17 protein-coding genes and 1 pseudogene are annotated in these 20,431 nt (G+C 36.4%); 11 read left to right on the forward strand and 7 right to left on the reverse strand.

The genetic code is table 11. From position 1 onward, the window contains the following. Position 1: 1 nt before the first annotated feature. A complete protein-coding gene (locus AC0INN_RS02705; protein WP_306611560.1) occupies positions 2–1,207 on the forward strand; it encodes a hypothetical protein in 1,206 nt (401 codons plus the stop codon). A 23-nt stretch (positions 1,208–1,230) separates the two neighbouring features. Here AC0INN_RS02705 and AC0INN_RS02710 read toward each other — a convergent pair whose 3' ends face one another. After that, the gene (locus tag AC0INN_RS02710; protein ID WP_306611562.1) at positions 1,231–2,595 is read right to left on the reverse strand and encodes a PQQ-dependent sugar dehydrogenase; all 1,365 of its coding nucleotides are present in this window, start codon (positions 2,593–2,595) and stop codon (positions 1,231–1,233) included. Between the two features lie 217 nt (positions 2,596–2,812). Between AC0INN_RS02710 and secD the strand changes: the two genes are divergently transcribed. Continuing rightward, positions 2,813–5,707: a protein translocase subunit SecD gene (secD, locus tag AC0INN_RS02715; protein WP_172277837.1), complete on the forward strand. Its 2,895-nt coding sequence runs from the start codon at positions 2,813–2,815 to the stop codon at positions 5,705–5,707. Positions 5,708–5,915: 208 nt separating this feature from the next. Next, entirely contained in the window at positions 5,916–7,142 is a 1,227-nt protein-coding gene (locus AC0INN_RS02720; protein WP_172277839.1) for a TCR/Tet family MFS transporter, read from the forward strand. Positions 7,143–7,209: 67 nt separating this feature from the next. Here the strand turns inward: AC0INN_RS02720 and AC0INN_RS02725 are convergent, their stop codons facing one another. Further along, positions 7,210–8,151, reverse strand: coding sequence for a hypothetical protein (locus AC0INN_RS02725; RefSeq protein ID WP_306611565.1), 942 nt, complete (start codon positions 8,149–8,151; stop codon positions 7,210–7,212). 223 nt (positions 8,152–8,374) lie between these two features. On the opposite strand from AC0INN_RS02725, the gene AC0INN_RS02730 reads away from it, so the two are divergent. From AC0INN_RS02730 to AC0INN_RS02740, 3 genes are read left to right on the forward strand one after another with little or no spacing between them, the layout of a single operon-like run. Then, complete coding sequence (locus tag AC0INN_RS02730; RefSeq protein ID WP_172277843.1) at positions 8,375–8,704, forward strand: Sec-independent protein translocase subunit TatA/TatB; 330 nt, start codon at positions 8,375–8,377, stop codon at positions 8,702–8,704. Positions 8,705–8,707: 3 nt separating this feature from the next. Beyond that, complete coding sequence (locus tag AC0INN_RS02735) at positions 8,708–9,274, forward strand: phosphatase PAP2 family protein (protein ID WP_172277845.1); 567 nt, start codon at positions 8,708–8,710, stop codon at positions 9,272–9,274. Further along, positions 9,271–10,086: a tetratricopeptide repeat protein gene (locus tag AC0INN_RS02740; protein ID WP_273647548.1), complete on the forward strand. Its 816-nt coding sequence runs from the start codon at positions 9,271–9,273 to the stop codon at positions 10,084–10,086. Before AC0INN_RS02735 ends, AC0INN_RS02740 begins: the two co-directional genes overlap by 4 nt. 2 nt (positions 10,087–10,088) lie before the next feature. Here the strand turns inward: AC0INN_RS02740 and AC0INN_RS02745 are convergent, their stop codons facing one another. Continuing rightward, the gene (locus AC0INN_RS02745; RefSeq protein ID WP_172277849.1) at positions 10,089–10,562 is read right to left on the reverse strand and encodes a 23S rRNA (pseudouridine(1915)-N(3))-methyltransferase RlmH; all 474 of its coding nucleotides are present in this window, start codon (positions 10,560–10,562) and stop codon (positions 10,089–10,091) included. Between the two features lie 159 nt (positions 10,563–10,721). Between AC0INN_RS02745 and AC0INN_RS02750 the strand changes: the two genes are divergently transcribed. The 3 genes from AC0INN_RS02750 to AC0INN_RS02760 all read left to right on the forward strand — a co-directional run bounded on the left by AC0INN_RS02750 (position 10,722) and on the right by AC0INN_RS02760 (position 13,008). Beyond that, complete coding sequence (locus AC0INN_RS02750) at positions 10,722–11,744, forward strand: DUF4421 family protein (RefSeq protein ID WP_273647549.1); 1,023 nt, start codon at positions 10,722–10,724, stop codon at positions 11,742–11,744. Positions 11,745–11,746: 2 nt separating this feature from the next. After that, a complete protein-coding gene (locus tag AC0INN_RS02755) occupies positions 11,747–12,706 on the forward strand; it encodes a YihY/virulence factor BrkB family protein (RefSeq protein WP_306611568.1) in 960 nt (319 codons plus the stop codon). A 158-nt stretch (positions 12,707–12,864) separates the two neighbouring features. After that, positions 12,865–13,008: a bacteriocin-like protein gene (locus tag AC0INN_RS02760; RefSeq protein WP_172277855.1), complete on the forward strand. Its 144-nt coding sequence runs from the start codon at positions 12,865–12,867 to the stop codon at positions 13,006–13,008. Between the two features lie 53 nt (positions 13,009–13,061). Here the strand turns inward: AC0INN_RS02760 and nhaA are convergent, their stop codons facing one another. The 3 genes from nhaA to AC0INN_RS02775 form a co-directional block, all read right to left on the reverse strand. Then, positions 13,062–14,249 (reverse strand): Na+/H+ antiporter NhaA, encoded by a 1,188-nt coding sequence (gene nhaA / locus AC0INN_RS02765; protein ID WP_306611571.1) that lies wholly within the window; start codon positions 14,247–14,249, stop codon positions 13,062–13,064. 2 nt (positions 14,250–14,251) lie between these two features. Further along, positions 14,252–16,462 (reverse strand): RelA/SpoT family protein, encoded by a 2,211-nt coding sequence (locus AC0INN_RS02770; protein ID WP_172277859.1) that lies wholly within the window; start codon positions 16,460–16,462, stop codon positions 14,252–14,254. Positions 16,463–16,573: 111 nt separating this feature from the next. Further along, complete coding sequence (locus tag AC0INN_RS02775; RefSeq protein ID WP_172277860.1) at positions 16,574–16,936, reverse strand: hypothetical protein; 363 nt, start codon at positions 16,934–16,936, stop codon at positions 16,574–16,576. A 247-nt stretch (positions 16,937–17,183) separates the two neighbouring features. Between AC0INN_RS02775 and AC0INN_RS02780 the strand changes: the two genes are divergently transcribed. Then, positions 17,184–18,011: a WD40/YVTN/BNR-like repeat-containing protein gene (locus AC0INN_RS02780; RefSeq protein ID WP_306611573.1), complete on the forward strand. Its 828-nt coding sequence runs from the start codon at positions 17,184–17,186 to the stop codon at positions 18,009–18,011. Beyond that, positions 17,989–18,447, forward strand: a complete 459-nt coding sequence (locus AC0INN_RS02785; protein ID WP_306611575.1) for a T9SS type A sorting domain-containing protein — start codon at positions 17,989–17,991, stop codon at positions 18,445–18,447. The genes AC0INN_RS02780 and AC0INN_RS02785 overlap by 23 nt, the downstream gene beginning before the upstream one ends. A gap of 53 nt (positions 18,448–18,500) precedes the next feature. On the opposite strand, the pseudogene acs reads toward AC0INN_RS02785, so the two are convergent. Then, positions 18,501–20,417, reverse strand: a pseudogene (gene acs / locus AC0INN_RS02790) (acetate--CoA ligase); the annotation flags it as partial. Between the last annotated feature and the right edge of the window lie 14 nt (positions 20,418–20,431).

The following is a 20,431-nucleotide window of genomic DNA, read 5'->3' on the forward strand; positions in this document are numbered from 1 at the left end:
GATGAATAGAAAAGTTCTTTTCATTATTGTCTATACATATGCACTTGTTTTTAGTGTCTTAAAAACGATAAGGTTTCCCAATCAATGGTCCGTTGCTCACTGGATGCTCGATTATAGATTCGGGTTTATAAAAAGAGGATTTGCCGGAGGTTTTTTGGGATTATTTGTAGAGAAAAATGAACAGAACATATTTGTTTTATCTGTTTTTATAATATTGTTGCTATATGGATTGTTGTTGTTTATGGCTAGTAAAGAAACAATCCGGAACAAAGGGGATGTTTACACTCTTGTATTTTATCTGACCTTTTTTTTATCTCAATATATCATATTTACGGCCCATCTTATAGGGTACCTGGATCATATCATCTTTTTGCTAACCATTTTAGTTATATGGCTTCTCAGGAAGAAAAAGATTCTGCTGGCATCATTAGTTGCTTCTATTAGCATTCTTATACATGAGGTTTCATTTTTCCTGATGCTCCCTATCTGTTGCTTTGCTTTGGTGGTGGATGGAGTAAGTGGAGAAAGAATTTCTTTTAAAGACACTTTAAATTCCCATTTAATAAAGAGGATCAGCTTCTTTCTTATATTACCGCTTGCTGTTACTTTTGGAGTGTCAGCCTACCAGGAAATGAGCGGGTCAAACTATCATAAAATGATTTTTAATTATCTGGATCATTTAGAATTTATAAACGCAAAAGTTGCCGATTCTGTAGCATCTGCTTATACTGTAAAATTTACAGACTATATACAAGATGAGAGTCCGCATTTCTTTCAAAGGGTATTTGTTTCCAAATGCTCAATATTTTTTGGGATTCCCATTCTCTTTATGATGTATGTTGTTTACAGGAAGTTTGAAAAGGCCAACAAGTATCTTTTGCTATTGTTTGCTATTGTTATTCTAATTCCCTTAGGGCTTCATGCTATTGCCTATGACACTTACAGGATATGGTCATTTCCTTTCATGATTTTGTTTCTGGGTTATTGGATTCTCAGTTCCGGGTACAATGTTTCAGTCGATGTTTCTGAAAAATTATCCTTACCTGAAATTTTGCTTGCTGCTCTTGCAATTGCATTGGTATCGTTAGTTCCGAGTCAATTACTGGATGATGAAGTGGAGCGTTTTTCTTTAGTTCAGAGACTGCTGATTTTAATTCCACTTCTAGCTTTAGGAACTGCGTGTTTTTATAAGAAAGCCCCAATGTAATGATATTGAGGCTTTCGTTAACATTATTGAATAATTAGCTTTTGACTATAGGATTTTAATTCTCCTGACTTTAAATTGATGTAGTATACTCCCGGGCTAAGACCTGAAATATCAATACTGTTATCATTACCAATTTTTAGCTGATTCATTAGCCTGCCTTCAGAGTTAATGATCTCTACTGAAAATTTCTGGCCTTTAATACCGTCAATGAATACTTTTTTAGAAGCAGGATTTGGATATACCCTTATTTTAGCTAAATTATTATTTTCCTGTGTTGAGAGTGTTCCGCTTGTAATTTTGTAAATCTTTCCGCTATTAACACCGGCAACATATAGACCATTCTGATTATCTTGTCCAAAAGTTGAGAAACCATTTCCAGAGTAGGATGTCGTCCATGTTATGGAATTATCAGAGCTCAACATTCCGATCTGGTTGGAGCAATAATCTGCGAAAAAATATTTTCCCTGTAATGCCGGATAAAGAGTTCCACGGTAAACATAACCTCCGGTTATAGAGCATTTTCCACCAGAGTGGTCATATACGGCAACCGGAAAAGTCATTGTTGAAGCGGCTGCGCATCCACCGGTATTATAGGCCGTATTTCCTTCATAACATCTCCATCCATAATTAATTCCAGCCTGGGTAATCGGATTTTTGTTGATTTCTTCAATCTGTCCCTGACCCACATCTGCAATCATGGCATTTCCTGTGGTGAGATCAAAGGAAAACTTCCAGGCGTTCCGAAGGCCATATGCCCATATTTCATCTGCTCCGTCAATACCCACAAATGGATTGTCAGGAGGTATATTATAAGCATTGGTGGAGTTAATATCGAGGCGCAGCATTTTACCCAGCAGTGAGTTTTTGTTTTGTGCATTATTGTTGGGGTCTCCACCGCTACCTCCGTCTCCGGTTACCACCCATAATTTGCCGTCAGGCGCAAAATGAATGCTTCCTCCATTATGATTATCAAAAGGTTTTGGAATATTGAGTATTATTTTTTCAGAGCTTGCATCGGCTACATTCGGATCAGTGCTGCTTACGGTATATCTGGCAACAGTAATGTTTCCGTTGGTTGCATTGTTGTAATATACAAAGAAATAACCGTTTGTTGCATACTGGGGATGGAAAGCCAATCCTAAAAGTCCTCTTTCTCCACCATACAAAACTTTGCTGCTAATGTTTAAGAAGTTAGTCGTATTAATAGTCCCGGAAGGTTGAATAATTTTAATGATTCCGTTCTGTTGTACTACGAAAAGCCTGCTATCATTGGCATTTGTAATTTCGACCGGACTCGTGAGCCCGGTGGCAAATTCTACCAGATTAATTGTCTGGGAATTAAGAAATAGGGAAGAAAAAATCCCTATCACAAAAAGTAAAATTTTCATAATATTTTGATATTTAGTGTATTGTATTCATAATGAAAATTTCATACCAATTAAACTTTATAAACTTCATTAAAATAAGCTTTTAAAATTGATAAATCTTAAATGGAAGTCATATTGTCGATATATCTGAAAATAAACCATTTCTGTTATTGAAAGTTCATAAAATATAAAGAAAATCATTATATTTGCCGACTTAATTTAACGTAGTTATAACAAAATGCAAGGAAAAGGACTTATTACAATTGTTGCTATTGTACTGGGGTTGATTTGCTTAAATGAGCTTATACCAACCTGGTACGCCAGCAAAATTGAATCGCAGATTGAAGCTGCGAACGGAAACGAGAAAGAGATCAAACGAATAAAGGAAGATACTCTTAATCTTGGTTATACGAAGCTTTATTATTCTAAAGCGAAAGACAAAGAAATGAAACTTGGTCTTGACTTGAAAGGAGGGATCAACGTTCTTTTGGAGATCAACCAAAGAGATTTGGTGAGTGATTTAACGAATTACTCTTCTAATCCTGTTCTAATCGAAGCTTTAAATAAAACTGATGAGGTTCAGAAGAATTCTACTAAATCTTATGTAGATAATTTTTTCGATCAGTTTGATGCTATAAACAAAGCAAAAGGAACCAATCTTAAACTTGCAGATCCGGAAATATTCGGAAACACTAATCTTACAGAGATTAAGTATAATACTACTGATGAGCAGGTAAAAAGTATCGTTAAAAGAAGAATTGATGCTTCTGTAGGTACTGCTTTTGAGGTTATCAGAACCAGAATTGATAAAATGGGGGCTGTACAGCCGAATGTTCAGAGAGTACCGGGAACAGCGAGAATTTCTGTTGAAATGCCTGGTATGAAAGACATCGATAAAGTAAAGAAAATGCTTCAGACTTCAGCAAAACTTCAGTTTTGGGAAGTACAGCAGGTTCCTGAAATTGCACCTTATTTTCAGACTTTAACAAGTGTGGTTGCAGCAAAAGGAGATTCTATGGGAGTTGCAAAGAATGTGAACTTCATGAACCTTTTACATTTAGACAAGTTAAGAACCAACGGAGTTGCTAACATTAAATTGTCTGATACTGCAGTTGTAAATAAAATTTTAAACAGCAAAGTGGCTCAGGCATTACGTCCGGCTAACATTAAATATACCCAATTCATGTGGGGGTACAAACCAGAAGCTACAGATGCTGAGAGCCTTGTATTGTATGCCATAAGAGGAAACATCAACCAAAAAGCACCAGTAGACGGAGCTGTTGAAACTGCTAACATCAGCTATGATGAGCTGGGAAGAGTAGTAGTTGATATGCAGATGGATTCTAAAGGGGCTAAAGAATGGAAAACATTAACAGAGAAAAACGTTAATAAACCGGTTGCTGTAACTCTTGATAACAGGGTATATACTGCACCGAACGTAGTAAATGCGATTCCTAACGGTAGAACTCAGATCTCCGGTAACTTCTCTCAGGAAGAAGCTAAAGAACTGGTAGACGTTTTAGGAGCAGGTAAATTACCGGCAGGAGCTAAAGTAGTTCAGGCTACACAGGTAGGACCGTCTCTAGGACAGGAATCTATTAATGCAGGGATGATCTCATTCGCTATTGCATTTTTAATCATCATCGTTTATATCATTTTCTATTATGGTGGTGCTGGAGTGTACGCTGTAATCGCAATGGTTATTAACTTATTCTACATTTTCGGAATTATGGATTCCGGAGACTTTACGCTTACTCTTCCAGGTATTGCAGGTATCGTTCTTACAATGGCAATGGCTGTGGATACGAACGTAATTATCTACGAAAGAACCAAAGAAGAACTATTTGCCGGAAAAAGTATCTTGGAGGCCTACAAAGATGGTTTCAAACATGCATTAAATGCCATTATTGATGGTCACTCGACAACATTCCTAACGGCAGTGGTGTTATTCTTCTTCGGAACGGGACCTATTAAAGGATTTGCTTTAACACTAATGATTGGTATTGCAATGACTTTATTTACTTCTGTATTGCTTTCAAGAGTAATGATCTTCAACAGATTAAATAAAGGAAAACACCTTTCTGTATGGACAGCTCCGACGAAAAATCTGTTCAGAAATACGTGGATTGATTTTATTGGGAAAAGAAAATATGCGTATATCATTTCTGCTATATTAACTGTTATCTGCATCGGATCTATTGCAACTCAAGGATTTAAGTATGGAATTGACTTCACTGGTGGTAGAAACTACGTAGTAAGGTTTGATAAAGATGTTAATGCTGAAGATATCGAACAGAATCTGGTAAAAATGTTTAAAACAGAAGATGGTAAGAACTCTTCTGTTGAGGCTAAAACCTTTGGTAACTCTAAACAATTGAAAATCTCTACAGATTACCTTATTGATGATGAATCGCTTAAGGCTGACCAGACTGTTGAGCAAAAATTATATGAAGGATTAAAAGGGAATTTACCGGCTAATATCTCGCTTCACGATTTTAAATCTGCGGATAAAGACCATGCCGGAATTATCTCTTCTGAGAAAGTAGGTCCTACTGTAGCAGATGACATCAAAACCCACGGTATTCTTGCAGTTGTTGCTGCTTTAGGAGGTATCTTTATCTATATCCTTATCAGATTTAGAAAATGGCAATTCTCTCTGGGTGCTGTTGCTGCATTGTTCCACGATGCGATTATCATTCTGGGAGCTTATTCATTGCTGCATAAATTCATGCCTTTCAATATGGAAATCAACCAGGATTTCATTGCTGCAATCCTTACCGTATTAGGGTACTCAATCAATGACACCGTGATTATCTTCGATAGAATCAGGGAATATCTGAGAGAGAAGAAATCTTTAACATTGGCAGGTTTATTTGATGATTCAATTTCAAGTACATTGGGTAGAACATTCAATACCTCATTTACCACAATCCTTGTAATTTTAGCAATCTTTATCTTTGGTGGAGATAATCTGAGAGGATTTATGTTTGCGATGCTAATTGGTATTGGTTTCGGTACCTATTCATCCATATTTGTTGCTTCGGCTATTGCTTATGACTTCCTTAAGTCAGGGAAAGAAGAAGGAGTACATGGAAAAACGACTTCGAATAAAGAAGTCCTTGCTTCAAAATAATTATACTACAATAAATAAAAAAATAGCCTTTCATTTCGAAAGGCTATTTTTTTATTGGTTTAAATCTAAGGAAAGAAAATTGTTTGAATAATTAAATGTTAAGCTGTAAGTCCGACCTACTATTCAATCCTTGATAATCAATTATCATTATTAAATCTTCACAATTTAGAATCATTATACTTCTATATTTCATTAATTTTGCACAATTATGGAAAATTCAAGGAAAAAAGCCGCCATGAGCTTTATTTTTATAACGCTCCTGATTGATATCACCGGATGGGGGATCATTATTCCCGTTGTTCCTAAATTAATTGAGGAACTGATTCATGCAGACATCAGTGAGGCCGCAAAATATGGTGGCTGGCTTGGTTTCGCCTATGCGTTTACACAGTTTATATTTTCCCCGGTAGTAGGAAATCTCAGTGATAAATACGGAAGAAGACCCATTATCCTCATTTCGCTTTTTGGATTTTCAATAGATTATGTTTTACTGGCTTTAGCTCCAAGTATCTGGTGGTTATTCCTGGGAAGAATTATAGCCGGAATCACAGGAGCGAGTGTAACCACTGCAAGTGCATACATCGCTGATATCTCTACTGACGCGGACAGGGCTAAAAACTTTGGTCTGATAGGGGCGGCTTTTGGTTTGGGATTCATTATTGGACCTGTGCTGGGAGGTGTTCTGGGGCATTATGGCTCAAGAGTTCCATTCTACGCTGCGGCCGGTTTATGCCTGCTCAATTTTCTTTACGGATATTTTATTCTTCCAGAAAGTTTAGATAAAGATAAGAGAAGAGAATTCAGCTGGAAGCGTGCCAACCCTGTGGGATCATTTAAGTTTTTAGGTAAGCATCCTGAAATTTCAGGATTGATCGTGTCTTTAATTTTGATTTATATTGCAGGTCATGCTGTACAGAGCAACTGGAGTTTTTATACGATGTATAAATTCAGCTGGACGGAAAGGATGGTTGGATTATCTCTCGGAGCAGTAGGATTATTGGTCGGACTTGTACAGGGAGGTTTGATCCGTTGGACAACTCCAAGATTAGGAGAGCAGAAAAGTATTTATTACGGATTGGCCTTGTATGCCATCGGAATGTTATTGTTTGCATTTGCTACAGAAGGGTGGATGATGTTTGCATTCCTTATTCCTTATTGTTTAGGAGGAATTTGTGGTCCTGCACTTCAATCTGTGATTACAAAAAGTGTCCCTTCTAATGAACAAGGAGAATTGCAGGGCGCTTTAACAAGTCTGATGAGTGCTACGGCAATTGTAGGCCCTCCTATGATGACAAACCTGTTTTATTACTTTACCCATGATGAGGCGCCATTTAAGTTTTCAGGAGCACCTTTCTTTTTAGCTTTCCTTCTCATGGCTGTAAGTGTGGTTATTTCATATTATGCATTCGAGAAAAATAGAGAAATTAAAAAGTAAATTATTTTAAATAAAAAAGCAGGATATTAATAATGACATCCTGCTTTATTTTTTAGCTATGTATTGATTAAGGATAAAGGGACTTGGTTCCGTTACTTACGATATTACTTCCCAAACCGGAAAATGATACGGTAAAGTTATTTGAATTAAAGCTTAAAGAACCTGTCGGTGTACATAATCCAAGTGCATATCTGCATTGTCCGTAAGCTCCGGTTCTCTTTAATATTTTGCTTTCGCTTTTTGCTTTTCCTAAACTGATATTGCCCCAATCACTTACATCAGTATTAGATACGGTAGATCCATTATAATAAATCGTGATCTTATATCCGATTTCTCCTCTCTTGGATCCCCATAGCCATTTTGCCGTCCACCATTCTTTATACCACTTCGAAAGTACCTTTGCCTGATTGTCAGTAGAGGCTACTACGTTACTTCCTCTATCCATCATTACCAGTCCTCCTAACACATTATCCCAGATAATTCCGCTGGTATTGTAGAAACATAATGAAGTAAATTGCTCTCCCTTATGGTTCCATATAATTTCAAGTACTTCTGTATTTGGTTTTACCTCCTGACTAATGACATCCTTCAGGCTTTGTTGGGCAACTGATAGTTCATCTCCTGAATTAAAATTTGTCATTTTGCCTATTTTTACTGATGCCGGGTCTGTAATATTACCAAACGCCACATAAGTATTTTTATCTGAAATGAGGTTTTGAGAAATGGAAATTCCATTTGCATCAGACAGCTTTCCTAAAACTGAAACTCCGGTAATCTGAAGATCATTTTTAAGGTATTGTTCCAGATTTTTCTTTGAATCATTCAATTGTGTTTGAACAATATCGGGAAGTGTTTGAGAAGAGGGAGTTAATACTTTTTTCAAATCGGAAACAGATTCTTTTTTTGCGGTATTTTCCTGAAGTACTTCAGTTGTTTCATTTTGGCAGCTTGTTAAAGACAGCACCATTGCCAAGGCAAAAACCTTGAAGGGAGTTACTAATTTTTTCATAAGTATATATTTAATGTTTGTGTAGAAATAAAAATAATGAAAAATTTCATATAATTCTTTAATTAGAGAATTAATTATTGATTAATTTAAAAAGATCTGAATATTAAGAGGATTAATAAGCCTGAATTGAAAATATTTAAAGCTTTGAAATGGAAAATCTTAAAATTTGTTTAAATTTTATGTTTCTACATTATATATGTATAATCTTTTGTAATTTTACCTCATGGAATTAAGCATTGGAGAAATGGCATTGATTGCAGTCGCAATCGTTGTATTATTCGGTCCGGATAAACTCCCTCAGATAGCGCGTGACTTAGGAGCAGGCGTAAGAAAGATGCGTGGAGCGGTAGAAGACATTAAAACCGAGATCATGAAAGAGACGGATAACCCTGTTTCTGAAATCAAACGTGAGATCGAAAAGGTGAAAGATGCTGCTAAAGATTTTAACCCAATGAAGAATATTGAAAAAGATATTCTTACCGAACCTTCTTCTGAGCCTGCAAAGCCAAAGCCTTCTGAAGATGAAACCTATGAAGGACCTGTAAGCAGATAACTGATGGAAGAAATCATTCAGGAAGATAAAAATGTCTTTTTATTTCTCAATAATTTGGGGAGTTCTTCGTTTGATCAGTTTTGGATGCTTATCTCCAGTACATGGATCTGGGTTCCGCTTTATATTATTTTTCTGTATTTTCTTTATAAAAATTACCAGTTAAAATCCTTAGTTTTTATTCTTTTATTTATACTTATAGGAACAACCGTGTCCGATCAGGTCGCTGGCATCTTTAAGCATGGAGTACAAAGGTTAAGACCTTGCCATGATCCTTCTCTGGAACATTATATGAGGATCGTAAAATGTGGCGGACAATTTGGATTTTATTCTGCTCATGCATCGAATACTTTCTTTTTAGCTACATATCTGAGTGTTTTATTAGGAAAAAAACTCAGATGGTTTCCTTATGCTATATTTGTATGGGCTGCAGTGGTTTCTTACAGCCGTATATATTTAGGAGTGCATTTCCCGATAGATATTTTGGTGGGGGCGTTTGTTGGACTTTTATTGGGAGTGATATTTAGTGCACTCGCGAAAAAAGTCATCAACAAACAAACGATAACCTCATGAAAAAACATTTATTACTTGTAGTATTAGCATTTACATTTGCTAATCTTTATTCCCAGGACGCAAAAACAGCGGAAGAATGCTTTAAAAAAGCAGATTATAAGTGCGCCGAAGAGCAGTACGCTAAATTAGCCGAAAAAGAACAGATTCAGAAATACCAGTCGGAGTACTACAATAATCTGGGGACTTCCCAAAGGAGGTTGGGTAAAACGAGCCTTGCTCTTAAATCGTATGAAGCAGCTCTGCGGGCAAATCCAATGTCGGCACCAGTATATGCTAATCTGGCATCGGTAAACAGCCAAAAAGGAAATAAACAGAAAGCCCTTGAATACATTGATAAAGGATTACAGATCGATGCTGAAAATGTAGATATGTATTTGACAAGGTCTAAAATTTATGACAGCCAGGGAAAGAAAGAACTGGCTATTAAAGATCTGAACCAGATTTTATCTTTTGCTCCGGAAAATATCTTTGCAAGAACGGGATTGGCTAATTTAAAGAAGAATAATGGCGATCTTGACGGAGCATTAAAAGATTATAATCAGCTCATTTCTGAAAAACCGGAGTCTTTGTTATACAACGGACGTGCGGAAGTCTATTTAAAAATGAAAAAACAGAAGGAGGCTTTGACTGATATCAATAAAGCTATTTCCATAGATCCGAAATTTGCTCAGTCCTATGTAACAAAATCTCTGATTTTGTTTGACGGTGCCAAGCCGAAAGAAGCTTGTGTCAATTTGGAGAAAGCTGTTGCTTTGGGATACGAAAAAGCAATTCTTGCAGATCATTTTGCAAAATGTCCTCCCGCCAAGTAAACTTAATCGTTATGATAAGGTTTTCCCTGTAGAATCTGATCTGCACGATATAATTGTTCAACGATAAATAACCGGATCATCTGGTGGGTAAATGTCATTTTAGATAATGACATTTTTTCGTTGGCTCTGGTATATATTTCCTCAGAAAACCCATAGGCTCCTCCGATTAGTATGTGGATCTTTTTTACCGACAAATTCATCCATGTATCTATTTTCTGAGAGAATTCCCTGCTGGTAAACTGTTTTCCTTTTTCATCGAGAATAATAACGAGATCATTTTTATCTATATAATTCATAAAAAGCTTTGCCTCTTCTTTCTTCAGAAGATCTGAAGAGAGATTTTTGGCATTCTTAACATCAGGGATTTCTGTTATTTCAAAATTCCAATGTTTAGGAAGGCGGGGAATATAGTAATTGATCAAAGAATTAATTTCTTTATCATCTGTTTTACCGATACAAAGTAAACTTATTCGCATAGGATATAATCACATTTAGGATGACAAAGATATTCATAAATTAAGGAATTTTCCCGGGTTCCTATGATACATTTTACCCTTCGCTGCCAACCGGTGTAATTTTCCGGTTCATTATCAAGTCTAAAAAAATCTGTATTTTTACGGAGCCAATATCACACGATGAAAATAAAATCTATTCCCTACTTATTTTTATATTTTCCGTTAGCTTCTTATGGTCAGGAAGTTAATGAGTATAATAAGAAGTACAGGGAAGATAATAATACAATTTCTCTCGTTGCAGGCGTAAGCTACCTTAACAATTCCTTTGGACTTCGCTATGAAAGAGAAATTTTCAGGCTAAAACCAAATGATTCTTTTTACACTGAGCTTTTTCTAAGGTACAGATGGCTGGATACCAGTATTTCATTTACACCTAAACTGATTAAAATAAATAATGATGATGATATCAAGGGGAAAACGAAATATTTCAATGTGAATTTTGCTTTTTTCCTGAATCCAAAGCTACGACAAATGATAGGTTATAATCAGATCAAAGGGTTATATTTCCGGGATACCAGGAAGTATATAGATCTTTTGTTAAATGGTTCAGACGAAAGTATCACGGATGCATATATTCAGTTTCCGGATGCTAATTACAGGTCTTTTAAAGGGGAGACAAGTTATTTATGGGTCGGAAATAAAGAGAACTACAGAAGCTATACTAATATGACTTATAAGCCTGCTAAAAATGATTTTGTCGTTATTACAGGTCTGTTTTATCAGTATAATATATTGAAAGATTCCGATAGGGCAATATATAAGGGAGAAGTGATAGGAAGCGGGGAAGAAGGTTCTGCCACGAAAGATATAAGGCTGGCATTAAGAACAGGTGCAGGAATACAAAGAGTGATCGATAGTAATTGGTATGCGGTGGTTGAATTTTATCCTCAGCTTTATTATTCAAAGCTGATTGATGAAGACTTTCATGAATTTAATATGGGAATGAATTCCAATGTAAGGATCGGATATGATAACGGAAAATGGTTTGTTGGAGCCGGTACTCAGCTTAACTGGGTAAATAGTTCAAATTCCAATTTGTATTCATCTACACAATGGCAATTCAGGGCTGGAATTGGTCTGAGGTTTAATGCACCACAAATAGTCAACAGAAATTTTGATAAAATAGATAATATCCTGAAATAATTATGAATATAAAAACACCTAATTTTATCCTGAAGATTCAGGAATTCTTAGATGATATCCATATCCCGCTCCTGGGAATATCACTGTGGCAAATGTTTCAGATTTATATTTCGGGTATTTTTAAGGATAAGATAGGAAGAAAGGCAGCCGCTATTTCATGGAGCTTTACCATCAGTTTATTTCCGTTTCTCCTTTTCTTGCTTTCCGTTTTACCTTATATGCCGCATTATGATAAGCTTCATTTTTATATTTTTGAAGTGCTGATTCACAATGTTTTCCCTTCCAATATGGAAACTGATGTTAGAGGCTATATTGAGAAAAGTATCATTCCCAATATGAGGGGAATCAGTAATCTAACCATTATTCTTGCCCTTGTTTTTGCTACAAACGGGACTTTTTCCCTCATTAATGGATTCAATGAAAATTCCGAAGAAAAGCTGAGTGACGTAAAAGAGTTTATTCTTTCTTTTTTTATTACAATAGGCTTTATCACCATAGTTTTTTTAGCTCTTTTCGGAGTCTATTATGTAGAAGTAGTTTTAAAACTATTTACACCTATCCATAATGTTTCCTGGCTGGTGAATAACCTTTCTAAGATTATTGGATTTGTGTCTTTTCCTCTTTTTTACTTTATTTTATTAGCGATGTTTTACTGGTTGGGAACAGTGAAGATTGCCAGGTTCAGGCAAGCGGTTCCTGGGGCTATTTTAACGACTGTTCTTTTTGTTCTTACTACTTACATATTTGCTATTTATGTAAAAGATATCGCCCGTTATAATGTTCTGTACGGGTCCATTGGAAGTATGATTCTTTTAATGGTATGGGTAAATGTGAATGTTTATCTGCTATTATTTGGTAATGAACTTAATATGGCTATCAGAAAACTCAGGATAGAAAAATTACTGGCTGATGAACTCCGAAAAGAAGTGCAGGCAGATCATTCCCCGAACGAAAAAGAATAATCTGAATTCTCTTCAATCAATATTGTATTGATTCAGCTAATATTTTATTTATGGGTCAATTAAAAATACCTGATTATATTTTTTCGTATTCATTTTTATGGTAATTTAGTGACTAGTAAGAATTTGAAATTCTTGTACAAATACCAAATTAATTTATTATGAAAAACATCAAAAAATTAACGAGAAACGATTTGAAAATCGTAAAAGGAGGATTAGCATGCAGAACCGGGGATGATTATTGTCCGGGAACGACCTACTGCTGTAACGGACTATGTAAGATATCCACTTACATTTGCCCGTAATACAATAAAAAAGAGCACTGAAAGGTGCTCTTTTTTATTTTTATAGTTAGCAATTACTCATCACTATCGTCGTCGATAAATTTATTCTTTTTAGCACTTAGGCTTAATATAATTACGCCTAAAATAGCTGATAAAAACGATGCAATCAGGATTGCAAATTTCGCTTCATCCTGGATTTCAAATTGCTCCTTAAAGGATAGTAATGCTATAAAAATAGACATCGTAAAACCAATTCCTGCAAGAAAGCCTACCCCCAGCATATGCGACCATGTGCTATTGTGTGGAAGTGAACTTATTCTAAGTTTAATGGCAATAAATGAAAATAAATTGATCCCGATTAGTTTTCCCAGGACTAAACCACCGATGATCCCTAATCCCAAAGTACTTATCAACCCTTCTGCCATTCCGCTGTGAAAGGCAATATTGGTATTTGTAAGGGCAAATATTGGCATGATTAGAAAGCTTACAGGTATATGAAGATGATGCTCTAATTTTTCCAAAGGAGAAATTTGAACATTGGATGCATTGGTAGGAATAGACAAAGCCAGTAATACTCCTGCGATGGTAGCATGAATTCCTGAATTGTGAAGAAAATACCACAAAAATAATCCAGGGATAATATAGAAAATAAGCCTCGTCACTTTTAAAAAATTCAAAAGAAACAAGAAAGCGACAATTCCGAAAGAGATCAACAAATACATCCATTGAATCTGATCTGTATAAAATATAGCGATAACTAAAATCGCTCCCAGATCATCAACAATGGCCAGAGCAGCTAGGAAAATTTTAATGGAATTAGGAATTTTACTTCCTAGCATGGAAATCAACGCAAGCGAGAAGGCTATGTCTGTAGCCATCGGAATTCCCCATCCATTGCTGAATTCTGTTCCTGAGTTGAATAGGGTATAGATGGTTGCGGGAACAAGCATTCCTCCGACTGCCGCAAAAATCGGAAGAGAAGCATTTTTAAAAGATGAAAGCTCACCTTCCACCAGTTCTCTTTTTATTTCGAGGCCTACCAAAAGGAAAAAAATAGCCATGAGACCATCATTGATCCAGATATGGATCGGATATTTCAAGTGAAAAAGATGAGTGCCTATTTCATAGTGGAGAAAATTTTGAAATCCTTCTCCTAAGCTCGAGTTAGCAATTAATAAAGAAATCGCTACACAAAAAATAAGGATGATACCCGAAGATTGACTGCTGTTGAAAAATTTTTTAAAATAAATAGATAAATTCATGCCTATGATTGTAATCGTCTCACCCTTGAAACTCCGTTAATATTTTTAAGTTTTTTAAAGGTTTCTTCCAACTGACCTTTATTTTTAACCTCAAGAATAATGTTACCCATAAAGACGCCATTATTGGATTCTATGGAAAGACTTTTCATATCCATTCCCATAGTGCCACTGATCACGGCGGTAATGTCGTTAATCATTCCCATCCGGTCTAAACCTTCAATTTCAATTTTAACCCTGTTTTTAAAGCTTTCAGCATTAACCCATTTGGCTGGAATAACCCGGTAATCATACTGTGCCCTCAGGTTAATAGCATTCGGACAATTATCACTATGCACTTTTATACCGTCTGAAATCGTAATGAATCCAAAAATTTTATCTCCCGGAATTACGGTACAGCATTTTGCATAACTATAGTTTAACTTTTCTTCGTCTTTTCCAAAGACGATCATGTCCAGGTTTTGCTCCTTTGGTTCTTCATAATGAACGTTTTTGGAAGGAGATTTTCTGAATCTTGAAAGTAAATTATTGAATACATTTTTACTTTCGATGTATTTTCTAAGACTGCTTACATCCAGTTCATTGCTCTGGAATTTTAAAAACAGTTCCTGTGATGTTTTTAAGTTGAAAAACTTCTGAAGTTTATTGACTTCCTCATCATTAAAATTAATTTTAGCGTGACGAAGCTTTCTTTGTAAAATTTCTTTTCCTTCTTCTACCAGCTGATTTTTTTGTGAATTAAGATAACTCTTAATCTTGGATTTTGCCTTGGAAGTAACTACGAATTCGAGCCAGTCCGATTTAGGCTTTTGATTCTGGGAAGAAAGGATATCTACCTGGTCTCCGTTTTGAAGAACATATGAGATAGGAACCAGTTTTCCATTGATCTTGGCTCCTAGGCATTTCATACCCAAATCAGAGTGTACAGAGAATGCGAAGTCCAATGCCGTAGCGTTGGTTGGCAGAATTTTGATTTCTCCTTTGGGAGTAAAAACAAAAACCTCTTTAGAATATAAATTGAGTTTGATGTTATCCAGAAGTTCGGAGGTAGAAAGGTTCTGCTGCTGTTCTAAAACATCCCGGATCTCTGTTACCCATCTTTCAAAATTTCTGTCCTCACTGCTTTGCTTGTATCCTTCTTTGTATTTATAATGTGCGGCTACCCCTTTTTCAGCAATTTCGTCCATCCTTTCTGAACGGATCTGTACTTCAATCCATTTTTTATCCGGTCCAAGGACAGTAAGGTGTAAACTTTCATATCCTGTAGAACGGGGCTGTGTGATCCAGTCACGCATTCTTGAAGGGTTACTGTGGTATACATCCGTTACGATTGAATAAATTTTCCAGGCCAGGAACTTTTCATTTTTTGCATCTGATTTGTAAATGATCCTGATGGCGTAATTATCAAATACCTCCTCAAAGGAAACTCCTTGTTTGAGCATTTTCCGGTAAATGGAAGAAACTGCTTTTGCACGGCCTTTTATACTGAAGTTTAATCCTTCCTCTTTGAGCCTTTCGGAAACTTCTTTTTTGAATTCCTCAATGTATTTTTCCCGGTTTTCCTTGGCTAGTTCTAACTTTTCAGTGATCTCATTGAAAACTTCCGCATTATTATACTTTAATGAAAGGTCTTCAAGCTCGGATTTGATGTTGTATAATCCCAGACGGTGGGCCATGGGAGCGTAGATGTACACGGTTTCAGAAGCAATTTTCTTTTGCTTATCCGGGGCCATGCTTTCCAGTGTCCGCATATTGTGAAGGCGGTCTGCGATTTTAATCAGTATAACCCTGAAATCTTCCGATAGTGTGAGCAATAACTTTCTGTAGTTTTCAGACTGTACGGAAATGTTCTGATGATTCATGATGGATATTTTGGTTAATCCATTCACGATATTGGCTATTTTTTCCCCAAAGATCTTCTTGATATCTTCGTAGGTATAGTCGGAATCTTCAATCACATCATGCAGCAGTGCGCAGGCTATTGATGTAGCTCCAAGACCTATTTCCGTTGCAACAATTTTAGCTACGGCAATAGGATGGTAGATATAGGGTTCTCCGGATTTTCTCCTTTGATCTTTATGAGCATCTAATGCAATATCAAATGCCTTTCGGATGAGTTTATTGTTTTCTTCATCCAAAGTCCTGTAAGTATTAGAAATCAGGTCTTTATATCTTGCCAGTATTTCTTTGTTCTCCCGTTCTAAGTCGTAGCTCATTTGTGTAAATCCCGTATAATTAAACGAAAATACGAAAATTTTCCCACTTGTCAATGACAAAAAATCCGCAGAAAGATCTGCGGATTTCCGGTTATTAGATTTTAGTTTTTATTAGAATTTTACTTCTGAATCCATGCCGTTGCTTGAACCCTTGATTTTAACGTCGGGACTGTTATGGATTTCAGCTTTATTTCGTGCGTCAATATATCTTTTTATGTTATGGTAGTCTGCTTGTTCTATTCCCATATTCTCAAATAAATAAGTTTTTACCACAGCATTTTTATTAAAAACGTTCCTGGCATTATCTGCCTGATCTGTATCTTTTACTGCAACACTTGCAAGATATTGTGAATTTTGATGGTCGTTGAGATAAACAATATAATCTGAATCTCCGAAGCCTGAGCTTTCCAGGTCCGTTTCAAGCTTCTTATAATCACTGTGAGATTGAAATAATCCGGCTAATATTTTTGTCATGATCGTGTGTTTTAAATTTGTACTTAAAGGTAATAATTAAATTTCAAATTATTTGAATAAAATTCAATAAAATTTGATTTATATTGTTTTATCTATAATTAAATGTTAAAATATTTGATGATTTCTATCAATCAAATGTTTGAACTTAAAAGTCCGTTAGTCGTTGATAGACAGTATCATGAATTATTAAGAAGTTTATTGTATACTTATCTCAAAAACCTCAAATTTGTTTTTAAAATTAATACCTATGAAAAGAATTTTATTTACTCTTATTCTATCATCATTCCTTCTGCAGGCTCAGCAATATAACTGGACCGCGTTCTCTTATCCTCCGGGAAATGGGGGAGGGCGGTATGATGATGTGTTCTTTCTTAATGAAAATTTAGGGTGGGCAGCCCGGGGCGGCAACGGAGCTGTTTTTAAGACAACAAATGGTGGTACCAGCTGGACACAGCAAATTGTGAGCACGACACCCAATGAATACTATAGGAATATTGAATTTTTAAATGAAAATGTAGGTTTTCTGGGGACGTTGAATAACAATTTTTATAAGACAACAGACGGCGGAGCTACATGGCAAAGAGTTGATAATATTTCGCCATACCCGCAAGGAATCTGTGGTCTGGATTGTGTGGGTACATCCACTGTGTACGGTTGCGGAGCATGGTTTTATCCTGCTTATATTATCAAATCAACAGATAGCGGTATAACATGGCAGTATATGGATATGTCCGCGTATGCTACCGCCCTGGTAGAAATTACTTTTATCAATGAGAACGTTGGTTTCGCATCCGGAAGTGATGATGATGGTGCGGTTATTCTTAAAACGACTGATGGAGGAGCAAGCTGGACAAAAATATATAATAGTAATATTCCTTTTGAGTACGTCTGGAAAATGCAGCTTCTGGATAATAATAAAATATTCTGCTCTATTGAAGCAGAATCTCCTAATACAGGAAGGTTATTGAAATCTTTAAATGGCGGACTTACCTGGGAAACAAAGGATTTTCCGGATACTTTTGTTCAGGCTGTGGGCTTTACTTCACCAGACCATGGGTGGATGGGGGGGGCATAATACAGGGTTTTATGAAACCTTTAATGGTGGGGAAACCTGGACGGACACAGGAGTAGGCGGTACTTTGAACAGGATATTTTTTGTTAACAGTAATGTGGCATATGCTGCTGGTACCGGTATTTATAAAATGACTGTCGGTAATCTTGCAACGCAGGAAACTACCAGAGAGAATCAGGAAAGGAAACTTCAGATCGATGTAGCTCCCAACCCTGTTAAAGACAAGCTGAATCTCAGTATTCATTTTTTACATTCCGATCATATCATTATCGGGCTGTATGACACATCAGGAAAGTTCATTACAGAAATTCTGAAAGATGATATCAGTGGGAAAAGGCTGAAAAAATATTCTTTGGATTTTCATTATCCTAAAGGGAATTATCTACTTAGTGCACATTCCAACCTCGGTAGACAAGCTATAAAAATTATCAAAGAATAGAGTTGATAAAAAAAGCGCAGGTAAACCCTGCGCCTTCTTATTAATGATAAAGATTAGTCTATTCTTTCATTTTTAATTTCGTCCACAATTTCCGGATTTAATAACGTAGAAATATCTCCGAAGTTGCTGAAATCTCCTTCGGCAATTTTTCTAAGGATCCTACGCATAATTTTTCCTGAACGTGTTTTTGGCAATCCTGAAACGAATTGTATTTTATCCAGTTTAGCGATCGGTCCGATCTGATCGGCAATAAGCTGGTTGATCTCTTTTTTAAGGTTTTCCCTTTGTCTGCTTTCTCCGGTTTCTTTTAAAACAACATACCCGTACAAAGCATTTCCTTTGATATCATGAGGATATCCCACAATTGCAGATTCGGCAACGGCAGGATGCTGGTTGATGCTGTCCTCAATAGGAGCCGTACCTAAGTTATGTCCGGAAACAATGATTACATCATCTACCCGGCCTGTAATTCTGTAATATCCAACTTCATCTCTTAAAGCACCGTCTCCAGTGAAATATTTTCCGGGAAAAGCGGTAAAATAAGTTTCTTTGTATCTCTGGTGGTCACCCCAGATGGTTCTTGCAATTCCAGGCCATGGAAAACGGATGCAGAGATTTCCTGTTACCTGGTTTCCTGTGATTTCATTCCGTTTATCATCCATCAGCACCGGTTGAACGCCAGGTAAGGGAAGGGTTGCGTAGGTAGGTTTGGTAGGCGTTATAAAAGGTAGGGGAGAGATCATAATTCCTCCTGTCTCGGTCTGCCACCAGGTATCCACAATAGGACACTTCTTTTTACCCACATGGTCATTGAACCAATGCCATGCCTCATCATTAATGGGTTCTCCTACCGACCCGATCACTTTTAACGAACTGAGGTCATGCTTATCTACCCATTCGGCACTTTCCTTGGCCAGGGAGCGAATAGCGGTTGGTGCTGTGTAAAATTGGGTGATTTTATGCTTCTCAATAACCTCCCAGAATCTGTCCGGGTCAGGATATGTAGGAACACCTTCAAAAATAACTGTAGTGGCTCCGTTTAGCAAAGGCCCGTAAAGGATGTAAGAATGTCCCGTGATCCAGCCGATATCTGCAGTACACCAATAGATATCATTTTCCTGGTAATTGAAAATATTTTTAAAAGTATACGCGGTATAGACCATATATCCCGCACAGGTATGGAGCATTCCTTTTGGTTTTCCGGTAGAACCTGAAGTATAAAGAATGAAAAGGGGATCTTCGGCATCCATTATTACCGTAACAAAATCAGGAGAAGCTTTTTCATAGAGTTCAGACATCCAGTGATCTCTGCCTTCTTTCATTTTGATCTCATTGTTTGTTCTTTTAACGACCAGGACATTCTCAACCGTTGTTGTTTTTTCAAGAGCTTCATCAACGATACTTTTAAGGTCTAGCACTTTATTTCCTCTGTAGCTGCCATCGGAGGTAATTACTAGCTTCGCTTCACAGTCATTGATCCTTGAAGCTACTGCATTGGCTGAAAATCCTGCAAAGATTACTGAATGTATCGCTCCTAATTTTGCACAGGCGAGCATTGTGATTGCCAGTTCAGGGATCATAGGAAGGTAAATGCATACACGATCACCTTTTTCAATGCCCATATCCCTTAGGACGTTAGCTGTTTTGTTAACTCTTACGTACAATTCACTATAAGAAATATGCTCAGCTTTTTCTTTAGGATCGTTGGGTTCCCAGATAATAGCCGTCTTATCTCCTCTTTCATTCAGGTGCCTGTCGATGCAGTTTTTGGTAATATTTAATTTTGCGTTCTTAAACCAGGTGATTTTTGCCTCGTTCATATCATACTTAACTACCTTACTCCATCTCTGATACCACACAAAATTTTGATCGGCTATTTTATCCCAGAATTTTTTAGGATTTTTAATAGATTTTTTATACTCCTCAAAATAATGTGGTAAATCTTCTATTAAGTAATTTCTCATATCCCTTTTGTTTTTGAAAT

The sequence above is a fragment of the Chryseobacterium subflavum genome (genome assembly GCF_055762745.1).

Coding starts and splice junctions, on each gene's coding strand:
- AC0INN_RS02705 (WP_306611560.1), top strand. CDS start 2: ATGAATAGAAAAGTTCTTTTCATTATTGTCTATACATATGCACTTGTT.
- AC0INN_RS02710 (WP_306611562.1), bottom strand. CDS start 2,595: ATGAAAATTTTACTTTTTGTGATAGGGATTTTTTCTTCCCTATTTCTT.
- secD (WP_172277837.1), top strand. CDS start 2,813: ATGCAAGGAAAAGGACTTATTACAATTGTTGCTATTGTACTGGGGTTG.
- AC0INN_RS02720 (WP_172277839.1), top strand. CDS start 5,916: ATGGAAAATTCAAGGAAAAAAGCCGCCATGAGCTTTATTTTTATAACG.
- AC0INN_RS02725 (WP_306611565.1), bottom strand. CDS start 8,151: ATGAAAAAATTAGTAACTCCCTTCAAGGTTTTTGCCTTGGCAATGGTG.
- AC0INN_RS02730 (WP_172277843.1), top strand. CDS start 8,375: ATGGAATTAAGCATTGGAGAAATGGCATTGATTGCAGTCGCAATCGTT.
- AC0INN_RS02735 (WP_172277845.1), top strand. CDS start 8,708: ATGGAAGAAATCATTCAGGAAGATAAAAATGTCTTTTTATTTCTCAAT.
- AC0INN_RS02740 (WP_273647548.1), top strand. CDS start 9,271: ATGAAAAAACATTTATTACTTGTAGTATTAGCATTTACATTTGCTAAT.
- AC0INN_RS02745 (WP_172277849.1), bottom strand. CDS start 10,562: ATGCGAATAAGTTTACTTTGTATCGGTAAAACAGATGATAAAGAAATT.
- AC0INN_RS02750 (WP_273647549.1), top strand. CDS start 10,722: ATGAAAATAAAATCTATTCCCTACTTATTTTTATATTTTCCGTTAGCT.
- AC0INN_RS02755 (WP_306611568.1), top strand. CDS start 11,747: ATGAATATAAAAACACCTAATTTTATCCTGAAGATTCAGGAATTCTTA.
- AC0INN_RS02760 (WP_172277855.1), top strand. CDS start 12,865: ATGAAAAACATCAAAAAATTAACGAGAAACGATTTGAAAATCGTAAAA.
- nhaA (WP_306611571.1), bottom strand. CDS start 14,249: ATGAATTTATCTATTTATTTTAAAAAATTTTTCAACAGCAGTCAATCT.
- AC0INN_RS02770 (WP_172277859.1), bottom strand. CDS start 16,462: ATGAGCTACGACTTAGAACGGGAGAACAAAGAAATACTGGCAAGATAT.
- AC0INN_RS02775 (WP_172277860.1), bottom strand. CDS start 16,936: ATGACAAAAATATTAGCCGGATTATTTCAATCTCACAGTGATTATAAG.
- AC0INN_RS02780 (WP_306611573.1), top strand. CDS start 17,184: ATGAAAAGAATTTTATTTACTCTTATTCTATCATCATTCCTTCTGCAG.
- AC0INN_RS02785 (WP_306611575.1), top strand. CDS start 17,989: ATGGGTGGATGGGGGGGGCATAATACAGGGTTTTATGAAACCTTTAAT.